Below are 10,983 nucleotides of genomic sequence, written 5' to 3' on the forward strand. Positions count from 1 at the left end.
ATTCGCCACAGGCTCAATCGGAGGAATGATTCCCGCGAATTGCCCATGAACAGGTGACTCAAGGTTTAATATGGTTAACTAGGCTGTAAAACCGGATGTTATCCGCGCGAACTGCTAGGATACGGGGTTCAGAATTTCAATTCGCAGGAGTTGCTAAGGCGTACATGTTTGGTCAATTTACAAGTTTCGTCGATCTGCTTCAGTACAGGGCTGAGTCTCAACCCGATAAAACAATTTTCACTTTCCTAGCTGATGGCGAGGCGGAAACTGATTCTTTGACCTATGGTGATCTCCATACCCGTGCCCAGGCGATCGCCGCCTATCTCCAGACATACCAAGCCCGGGGAGAACGAGCCTTACTCCTTTATCCCCCAGGATTGGAGTTTATCTGCGCTTTTTTAGGATGTCTTTATGCGGGAGTGATTGCGGTTCCTGCCTACCCCCCCCGGGCTAACCGGTCTTTCGGGCGGCTTTACAGCATTATTCAAGATGCCCAAGCACAATTTGCCTTAACCACTGCAGAGCTCCGGGACAAAATTGCCACGAAGTTTGATGAGCTGGAAAATGCGGCTTTTCAATGTTTAGCTACTGATAATTTGAGCCTAGAGTTGGCGGCAGTCTGGCAAGACCCCCACGTTAGTCTCGATGACTTGGCCTTTCTGCAATACACCAGTGGTTCTACGGGGAATCCAAAGGGTGTAATGGTTGCCCACCGCAATTTACTTCACAACTCCCACATTATTCAAACAGGTTTTAAAAATTCCCAAGATGTACGTGCTGTGTCATGGTTGCCGCCCTACCACGATATGGGTTTGATTGGTGGAATTTTGCAGCCGATCTATGTGGGGATTTTTCAGGTATTAATGCCGCCTGTCAGTTTTTTACAAAGACCGTTTCGTTGGCTTAAGGCCATCACAAAATATAAGGCAACGACGAGTGGTGCGCCGAATTTTGCCTATGATCTCTGTGTTGCTCAAATTACTGATGAACAAAAGTCGACCTTAAAACTAGAGTCTTGGCAGTTGGCCTTTTCCGGGGCTGAACCGATTCGTAGTGATACTCTTGATAGTTTTAGTCAACATTTTGCTGAGGTGGGTTTTAACAAAAAAGCGTTTTACCCTTGTTATGGCATGGCGGAAACGACGCTGATGGTTTCTGGTACTGAGCCACAAACTTTGCCGAAGGAAATTACGGTTAGTAAGCAGGCCATTGAAGAAAATCAAGTGCGCGAGGCGATCGCCGCAGAACCGACGGTTACTCTAGTGGGCAGTGGTCAAATTATTGGGGATTTATCGGTACGGATTGTCAATCCTGAAACCCTAGAACGGTGCGAAGACAATATCATTGGGGAAGTGTGGGTCCATGGCGGCAGTGTCGCAAAGGGCTATTGGCAAAAGGATGAACTAACTGAAAAAACATTTCAGGCGCAAGTAGATGGGGAAACGGGTTTTCTGCGGACAGGGGATCTCGGTTTTCAGCGGGATGGTGAGCTTTATATTACGGGTCGTTTAAAGGATCTATTGATTATTCGCGGACGCAATCATTATCCTCAGGATATTGAACTGACGGTTGAGCGAGCCCATCCGGCGTTACGGCAGGGGGCAGGGGCGGCGGTGTCTATTGAAGTGGATGGTGCTGAACAGCTTGTCATTGTGCAGGAGGTTGAGCGCAAGTTTGTGCGCCATTTAAATGTGGAGGAAGTGGCTCAGGCCATTCGGGGGGCGATCGCCACGGAGCATCAACTGCAACCCTATGCCATTTGTTTTATTAAAACGGGCAGTATTCCCAAGACTTCTAGCGGCAAGATCCGTCGCCATGCCTGCAAGCTCGGGTTCGTAGATCATTCCCTCGCGGTAGTGGGGCAATGGTCGGTGGGCAGTGAACAGGTATCAGTGAGCAGTGAACAGGTATCAGTGAGCAGTGAACAGGTATCAGGTATCAGATATCAGACATCAGATATTGAGGTGGCAGTGGCAGGGAAAGGCGATCGCCAGCAGCAGGAGTTAGAAGCTTGGTTGGTGGGGAATATTGCGCAGCGGTTGGGCATTGAGACGCACAAAATTGATGTCTTGGAACCTTTTGCCAGCTATGGTTTGGATTCGGTGCAGGCGGTGCAGGTGACGGCGGATTTAGAAGATCGTCTTAAGCGCAAATTGGAGCCGACATTGGCCTATGATTATCCGTCGATTCGATCGTTGGCAGCTTTTTTGATTACGGGTGAAACGGCGACGCAACGGGTGACTATTGCACCGGCAAAAGAACTAAATCATTCAAAAATTGCGGTCATTGGACTCAGTTGTCGGTTTCCTCAGGCAGACAATCCAGAGGCCTTTTGGTCGCTACTTGAGCAGGGGCAAGAGGGGATCCGCCCTTTAGGCGATCGCTGGGGTTCGGAGGAATGGGGTGGTTTTTTAAACCATATCGACCAGTTTGAGCCGAGCTTTTTTGGCATTTCACCACGGGAAGCGGAACAGATGGATCCGCAGCAACGGCTTCTGCTAGAAGTCAGTTGGGAAGCATTGGAACGGGCGGGCATTCCGGCTCAAAATCTCGCAAATTCTCCCACGGGCGTGTTTGTGGGAATTAGTAATAGTGACTATGCCCAGCTTCAGGTACGGGAAAAAAATCCCATCAATGCCTATATGGGAACGGGCAATGCCCATAGTGTGGCGGCAAATCGGTTGTCCTATTTTCTGGATCTGCGGGGGCCTTCTCTTAGTGTGGATACGGCCTGTTCATCGTCTTTGGTAGCGGTTCATCTGGCTTGCCAAAGTCTCATTAATGGGGAATGTGAAAGGGCGATCGCCGCCGGAGTAAACCTCATTCTTACGCCGGATGTTACCCAGACTTTTAGTCAAGCGGGCATGATGAGTGGTGCTGGTCGTTGTAAAACTTTTGATGAAAGTGCCGATGGCTATGTGCGGGGAGAAGGTTGTGGTGTTGTCATCCTCAAACCCCTAGCGGATGCAGAACGGGACGGTGATCCGGTTTTGGCGGTAATTTATGGGTCTGCCATTAATCAAGATGGCCGCAGTAATGGTTTAACAGCTCCCAATGGTCTCGCACAACAGGATGTCATTAAACAGGCGATCGCCCGGGCAGGGATTACGGCGGCGGACTTGGACTACGTAGAAGCCCATGGCACAGGGACACCCCTTGGTGATCCGATCGAAATTAATTCCCTTAAATCTGTCTTGAAACAGAGTGAGAACTCTCGCGAAGAGCCTTGTATCGTGGGTTCGGTGAAAACCAATATTGGTCACCTCGAAGCAGCCGCAGGCATTGCAGGACTCATTAAAGTTGTTCTGTCGTTAAACCACGGCAAAATTCCCCAGCATCTCCATTTTCAACAGCTAAATTCCCGCATTGATTTAGAAAAAATGCTCGCCATTCCGGCAGCGGCACAACCTTGGCAACCATCGACTCAACCGCGCTTGGCGGGGATCAGTTCCTTTGGTTTTGGTGGGACGAATGCCCACATTATTATCGGCGATCGCCCTGCTGTTACCCTTACTGAACCGAAATCGAACAAACGTCCTTGGCACCTCTTAACCCTTTCGGCAAAAGATCAACAAGCTTTAGGGGCATTACAAGCAAATTACATAAACTATCTGCAAGCCCAGCCAGCTGCAGATCTACAAAACCTTTGTTTGACGGCAAATACAGGGCGCTCCCATTTCAACCAACGTCAGTCAATTATTTTCAAAGATCATGCCGATTTACTCGCACAATTAACGGCATCACCTCGGCCGTCAACGCCAGTCAGACCCAAGAAAATTGCCTTTTTATTTACCGGGCAAGGGTCGCAATATGTGGGCATGGGTCAACAGCTTTACGAGACTCAGCCACTCTTTAAGTCAGTGCTCAATGAGTGCGATCGCCTATGGCAGTCTTTTTCGCCCGACGCGCCGACACTCATCGAGTTGCTCTACGGCGGCCATGATCCGCAGATTGTAAACCAAACCATGTACACGCAGCCACTATTGTTTGCGGTGGAATTCGGGATCGCCCAGTTGTGGTTATCGTGGGGAGTTGCGCCAGATTTTTGTATGGGTCACAGCGTCGGGGAATATGTGGCAGCTTGTTTGGCAGGGGTCTTTTCCCTAGAAGATGGCATGAAGCTGATTACGGCGCGGGGTAAGCTCATGCAAAATTTACCTAGTAATGGTGGCATGGCAGCGGTTTTCGCAGATAAGACTGTGATTCTGCCCTATTTATCCGAAAATTTGACGGTAGGGGCAGAAAATGGCTCCCATTTAGTGCTCTCTGGGCAAACCCCTAGTCTTGAAAAAAGTCTCACACAATTGCAAAGCCAAGGTATTAAAACCAAACCCCTAAAGGTTTCCCATGCGTTCCATTCACCATTAATGACACCGATGTTGGGCGCTTTTCGTCAGGTGGCTGAGCAAATTCAATTCCATGAACCCCGTTTACCTCTCATTTCTAATGTCACTGGGCAGAAAATCGGAGCGGCGATCGCCACAGCGGACTATTGGGTCAGTCATGTGTCGGAGCCGGTCAAATTTGTCCAGAGTATTCAGGCTCTGGCGGCGGCTGGGGTGAATGTTTTTCTGGAGATCGGCGCGAAACCTGTGCTGCTGAGTATGGGTCGCCATTGTTTGCCGGATGTGAAAGCCCTTTGGTTACCGAGTTTACGGCCAAAAAATGACGATTGGCAGGAAATGTTTACTAGCCTTGGGAAGCTTTATGTACAGGGTTTAGACATTAATTGGTGCGCGGTGGAAGGGGACTATGGTTCCCAGAAACTGACAGATCTACCGACCTATCCTTTTCAGCGACAACGATATTGGTTTAGCAAAAAATCTTGGCTCGATGCGGTAACGGTTGAGGCGGATTTTGCCGATTGGTTTTATGGTGTGCAATGGCAGCCAGTCGCTCTGCCGGAACTGATGGAGCAGGGTGATGGTACATGGTTAGTTCTCGGCGATCGCCACCCCCAGACCTTAGACATCGCTGGGCAATTTCCCCAGTCACAAATTGTTTATCTCGGTGATGCTTTGACGCAGACATCGGAACATTGGGAAGTGCATCCCGATCAGTTTGATCAACTTTTTGCCGCCTTAGCTGACACAAAAATTGCGGGTATTATTCACGGTTGGGCGATCGCCGCCGATGCAGAAAATATTGAAGATAGTCAATGGTTAAGCTGTTATACGACTTTAAAACTAATCCAAAGCTTGCACAAAATCCAGCGACAAATTCCCTGTTGGTTCCTCACCCGCAATAGTCAAGCCGTTTTAGAGAGGGACAAAGTTGAAGGTTTTAGTCAAAATTCTCTATGGGGTATGGGTAAGGCGATCGCCCTTGAACATCCAGAATTGTGGGGCGGCATTATCGATCTAGATTTCAACGAAAATATCCCTAATCTCGCGGCCATCTGTACCCAGGCGAAAATTCAACAAATCGCTTGCCGTGACGGTGCACTGTATGGGGCACAACTAACCCCCCAAACGGTGACGAAAACTGACATGCCCACAATTAAGCCGCAAGCGGTCTATCTGATAACAGGGGGCTTAGGTAGTATTGGTCGTCATTTAGCACAATGGCTCGACGCACAGGGCGCGACAAAAATCATTTTGTTGACCCGTCGCAGTTTATCCCCTGCTGATGAAATATTGGCGGATTTACCAAAAAGTGCGATCGCCTACACCTGCGACATTGCCAAGGAGCATGATGTCCAACATCTCTTCCAGCGCTATCCCAATATCAGTGGTATTTTTCACGCAGCGGGTGTCCTTGAGGATGGTTTGCTCGCAACGCAAACATGGGAGAAATTCACGAAAGTTTTTACGGCAAAGATTCAAGGCACGCGGAATTTGCACCATGGCAGTTTGGCGAATCCCCTAGATTTCTTTGTGACCTTTTCATCGGTAGCTGCGGTCATCGGGTCTCCCGGCCAAGGAAATTATGCAGCAGCTAATGGCTTTCTAGATGGGATCGCCCGCTATCGTCAGGCACAGGGTTTACCGGCTCTCAATATTAATTGGGGACCCTGGGCAACGGACGGCATGGCAACGGCTTTGCGGCATCAAGGTATGACTTTTGTCGCACCAGAACAGGGTTTACAAGCGCTCGAAAATGTCTTGGCACAGCACATAAATGTTGGCATTTTTAAGCCTGATTGGTCACAACTTGCTCAACAGTTTCCGGCGATCGCCCACAGTTTTTATTTCGATAAAGTATTAAATAAAACCGAGACAACGACCACCCAAAATAATGTTTTTGAGCAATTACAAACCTTGCCACACCCGGCGCAGCAGCAGCAATTAACAGAATATTTACGTGAGTCTATTGCCCGCATTTTAAAACTCGAACCGAGTCAAATTCGGCCTAGTGATAATCTCCTAGATTTAGGGATGGATTCGCTCATGGTGATGGAGGCGATCGCCCATTTAAAGCAAGATTTGCGGTTAATGTTGTATCCCCGCGAAATCTATGAGCGACCAAAGTTAGAGGTTTTAGCGAAATATTTGGGTGATGAATTTCAAAAAGCCCACAATCCCAACTATCAACAAAAAATAACAGCAATTCCCACAGAGTTACCGAGCCAAACAACAAAAACTTGGCATATTCCTGAGAAGAAAAACGAAAAACCCATTGCCTTTATTTTGTCGAGTCCTCGCTCTGGCTCTACGTTATTGCGGGTAATGTTAGCTGGACATCCAGCCCTGTATTCTCCACCAGAACTGCACTTATTGCCCTTTGAAACCATGGGCGATCGCCAAGCAGAATTGGGCTTATCTCACCTCGGCGAAGGTCTCCAGCGGGCGGTGATGGATCTGGATAATGTCACAGCAGCAGAAAGTCAAAAAATCATTGATCAATGGATGATTGAAAATCGTTCTATTAAAGATATTTATGCGGCATTACAAAGTAAAGCCTCAGGAAAATTACTGATTGATAAATCCCCCAGTTATGGCAGCGATCGCCAGACTTTAGAGCATAGTGAAATCTTGTTTGAGCATGCTAAATATATTCATTTAGTGCGTCATCCCTACGCCATGATTGAATCCTTTAGTCGTTTACGGATGGATAAACTTTTGGGCGATACTAGCGCGAATCCCCATGGTTTAGCTGAGTCTATTTGGACAAACAGTAATCAAAATATTTTGCAATTTGGAAAACAACTTTCTGACGATAAATATTTACAAGTCGTCTACGAAGATCTGGTTAAAAATCCCCGCGTTGTTCTCACTCGAATTTGCGAATTTCTTGGGGTTGATTTCGATGAATCTCTGCTAAATCCCTACAGTGGCGATCGCCTCACGGACGGTTTACACCAACAATCCATGGGCGTAGGTGACCCAAATTTCCTCAAACACAAAAGTATTGATCCAGCCTTAGCTGATAAGTGGCGTGAAGTGACATTGCCGCAAACTCTTAATCCAGCAACAATTCGACTGGCGCAAACGTTTAATTACGAGTTACCGAATGAAGAGTTAGCAGTGAATGAACTGCCCACAATGACCGAAAGAATGGTAACGGTGCGGGGTTTAGAGTACTGCCTCTGTGAATGGGGCGATCGCCATCAACCTCTCATTCTGTTATTGCACGGCATCCTCGAACAGGGGGCATCGTGGCAACTCATTGCGCCAAAATTAGCCGCTCAAGGCTATTGGGTTGTGGCTCCAGATCTGCGGGGTCACGGTAAATCTGACCATGCCCAGTCCTACAGTATGCTCGACTTTCTAGCCGATGTGGATGCCCTAGCGAAAGAACTCACTGACCAACCCTTTCACCTTGTGGGACATTCCATGGGGTCAATTATTGGGGCGATGTATGCGGGGATTCGTCGTGACCAAGTGAAAAATCTCTGTCTCGTGGAAACCATTGTGCCCAATGACATTGACGATGCCGAAACCGCGGATCACCTTGTCACTCACCTTGACTATTTAGCGACTCCGCCGGAACACCCCACTTTCCCCGATGTGGCGATCGCCGCCCGACGTTTACGACAGGTGACTCCCGCTTTGTCTGAAGAATTATCTTTGCAATTGGTAGAACGTAGCACCGAAAAAATCAGCGATGGTTTCACGTGGCGTTGGGATGCTTTTTTGAGAACCCGTGCGGGTATCGAATTTAATGGCATTAGTCGCCGCCGTTACCTTGCCCTTCTCGAAAATATCCAAGCAAAAACCACTTTAATTTACGGAGATCAAAGCGAATTTAATCGACCTGAGGATTTAAACGCTATCCAAGCAGCAATGCCCAATGCCCAACGCTTAACGGTAGCTGGTGGCCATAATCTCCACTTTGAAAATCCTGCGGCGATCGCCGAAATTCTTGAGTCGAACCTTTAATTTGGGCAATTAATTTGGGCGATCAAGTTTGAGCTATAACCTAAACCTCATTGGGATCAATACCCAGCTCTCGCAACTTTGCTGCCAATCTGTCCGCACGTTCCCGCTCGACATCCCGTTCCGATTCAGCTTGCTGCTGAGCTAGTTCAGCTTGTTTTTTAGCATTATCAAGTTCAACAGAAGTTAAAAAAGGACTGCCATCAGGTCGGAAAATTTTTAGCTTTTCCCCCAATGCACTTTTAAATTTAATCTTGAGTCGCGGGCTAACCCACTGATCCATCTCAGGGATTACTGTTAAATGATCACCAATTCTCTGCCATCCCCCCAAATCCTTCGTGTAGGGATCGTATAGGTAATACTCTTCTACTCCGTAGGTTTGGTAAAACTCCAACTTCCCTGCCATTTCCCGGATGGTGTTACCCGGCGATAAAATCTCAAACACCACCTGTGGCGCAATATTATTTTCCTCCCATTGTTTATAGGAACCGCGATCGCCTTTTGGGCGACCAAAAACCACCATAGCATCGGGTGCACGCCTCGTTTTGTTATCCCCTTCTATCGGATACCAGAGGAGATCTCCCGCGACAAAGACATCGGCTTGATCGGCAAAGATAATTTCAAGATTTTCTTTAATGGTGACAATCCACTCGAATTGCAACGTATTGTCTGCCATCGGCTGTCCGTCACTGTCGGGATAAAAAATGCCTGTTTGGTTGGGAGTCAGTTGCTGAACCATTGCCCGCCCTAGAATTTGCTTCACCGACTATTTTAGAAGATGTTTTGGAGAGTATGGGCTTTCCTGCCAAGGACTCATTTTCCCTAATACTAAGCAAAGGGCGATCGCCGACGTGACCCAAGTCAAATTGCGCTGATATCACCGTTTGAGTCATAGGGCATAATCCCTTATGATTAATCCCTTATTAAGTGATCAGGAAAAGATTTGGAAATGGCACGTCTGGCTTTATTGAGCGTCTCCGACAAAACTGGCATCGTTGAATTTGCCCGCGCACTGGTCGAAGAATTTGGCTTCGATCTGATCAGCAGTGGCGGCACAGCAAAGGCTCTCAAAGATGGCGGCGTGCCTGTGGCGAAAGTGAGTGACTATACAGGTTCTCCAGAAATTCTTGGCGGCCGTGTGAAAACCCTCCACCCAAAAATCCATGGCGGTATCCTCGCGCGACAGGATTTCCCTGAACACCTCAAAGATTTAGAAGCTAACGATATTCGTCCCCTCAGTCTCGTTGCCGTAAACCTTTATCCTTTCGAGCAAACCATTGCCAAAGATGGTGTCACCGTTCCAGAAGCGGTAGAGCAAATTGATATTGGTGGCCCTGCCATGCTCCGGGCGGCGGCAAAGAATTTTGGCAGTTTGGCAGTCATTTCTAATCCTAGTTATTACGACGAATATCTTGAGGAATTGCGCGCAAATGATGGCAATGCAACCATCGAGTTTCGGCAGCGGATGGCAGGGGAAACCTTTGCCTTAACTTGTGCCTATGACCAAGCGATTTCTAGTTACTTTGCAAGTCAGGTGAATGCAGAAGCTGATTTACCGAAACGATTTGGCATGGGTGGACAGGCAGTACAAACCCTCCGTTATGGCGAAAATCCCCACCAGAGCGCTACTTGGTACAAAACTGGCACTCAGGATAGTGGCTGGGCAGCGGCAGAAAAACTTCAAGGAAAAGAACTAAGCTACAACAATCTCGTTGACCTCGAAGCGGCGCGTCGCATTATTGCCGAATTTCCCGATGGTGACCCGGCTGTGGCAATCCTCAAGCACACAAATCCCTGTGGTGTGGCGGTTGCAGATACGCTCGTAGAAGCTTATGAAAAAGCTTTTGCGGCGGATTCAGTCTCAGCATTTGGGGGCATTGTGGCGCTCAATAAACCCCTTGATGGTGCAACGGCGGAGGCGATGAGTAAGGTTTTCCTTGAATGTATTGTGGCTCCGGACTGTACGCCTGAAGCGCGGGAAGTTATCGCCAAGAAAAAGAAATTACGGGTGTTAACGTTGGCTGATTTATTAACGGGCCCTACCCAAATGGTTAAAGCCATTGCAGGCGGATTTTTAGCGCAGGATGCCGACATTCAGATCGAGCGGCCCGAAGACTGGAAATGTGTCACAACAAAATTGCCTAGCCCTGAAGATTTAGAAGAATTATTCTTTGCCTGGAAGCTGTGTAAGCATGTGAAATCTAATGCGATTTTGGTATCGAAGGATCGCACAACGGTGGGTGTTGGCGCGGGTCAAATGAATCGTGTGGGAGCGGCGAAAATTGCCTTTGAACAGGCAGGGGAAAAAGCGAAAGGCGCTTATCTAGCCAGTGATGCCTTCTTCCCCTTTGATGATTCTGTCCGTAGTGCTGCGGAGGTCGGAATTAAGGCGATCGTGCAGCCCGGTGGTTCCATCCGCGATGAGGATTCGATTAAAGCGGCTAATGAACTGGGCATCATTATGATGTTCACCGGTTCCCGCCATTTCCTCCATTAATTCACAAGTAACAGAAAATTTTTGTAGGGTGCGTTGATGAAATGTAACGCGCCTTTTTTCTGTTTATACTCTTAATTAAATGTGCGTTACGCTGTGCTAACACACACTACATTTACGTCAGTTATGGATAAGAATTTAGCTGACATTCTTTAGAGAAAGGGAGACAAG

The 10,983-nt window shown here is 48.0% G+C and carries 3 protein-coding genes; 2 read left to right on the forward strand and 1 reads right to left on the reverse strand.

The window, feature by feature from the left end; all coding sequences use genetic code 11:
* Nucleotides 1–164 precede the first annotated feature (164 nt).
* The gene (locus NIES208_RS12830; RefSeq protein WP_075893369.1) at nt 165–8,321 is read left to right on the forward strand and encodes a hybrid fatty acyl-AMP ligase/type I polyketide synthase; all 8,157 of its coding nucleotides are present in this window, start codon (nt 165–167) and stop codon (nt 8,319–8,321) included.
* 40 nt (nt 8,322–8,361) lie between these two features.
* On the opposite strand, the gene NIES208_RS12835 is transcribed toward NIES208_RS12830, so the two are convergent.
* Nucleotides 8,362–9,057: a Uma2 family endonuclease gene (locus NIES208_RS12835; protein WP_075893371.1), complete on the reverse strand. Its 696-nt coding sequence runs from the start codon at nt 9,055–9,057 to the stop codon at nt 8,362–8,364.
* A 210-nt stretch (nt 9,058–9,267) separates the two neighbouring features.
* On the opposite strand from NIES208_RS12835, the gene purH reads away from it, so the two are divergent.
* On the forward strand, nt 9,268–10,815 hold the full coding sequence (purH, locus tag NIES208_RS12840) for a bifunctional phosphoribosylaminoimidazolecarboxamide formyltransferase/IMP cyclohydrolase (protein WP_075893373.1): 1,548 nt from the start codon (nt 9,268–9,270) through the stop codon (nt 10,813–10,815).
* Nucleotides 10,816–10,983: the final 168 nt, after the last annotated feature.

It is taken from the genome of [Limnothrix rosea] IAM M-220 (assembly GCF_001904615.1).
In the GTDB taxonomy this organism is placed as follows: domain Bacteria; phylum Cyanobacteriota; class Cyanobacteriia; order Cyanobacteriales; family MRBY01; genus MRBY01.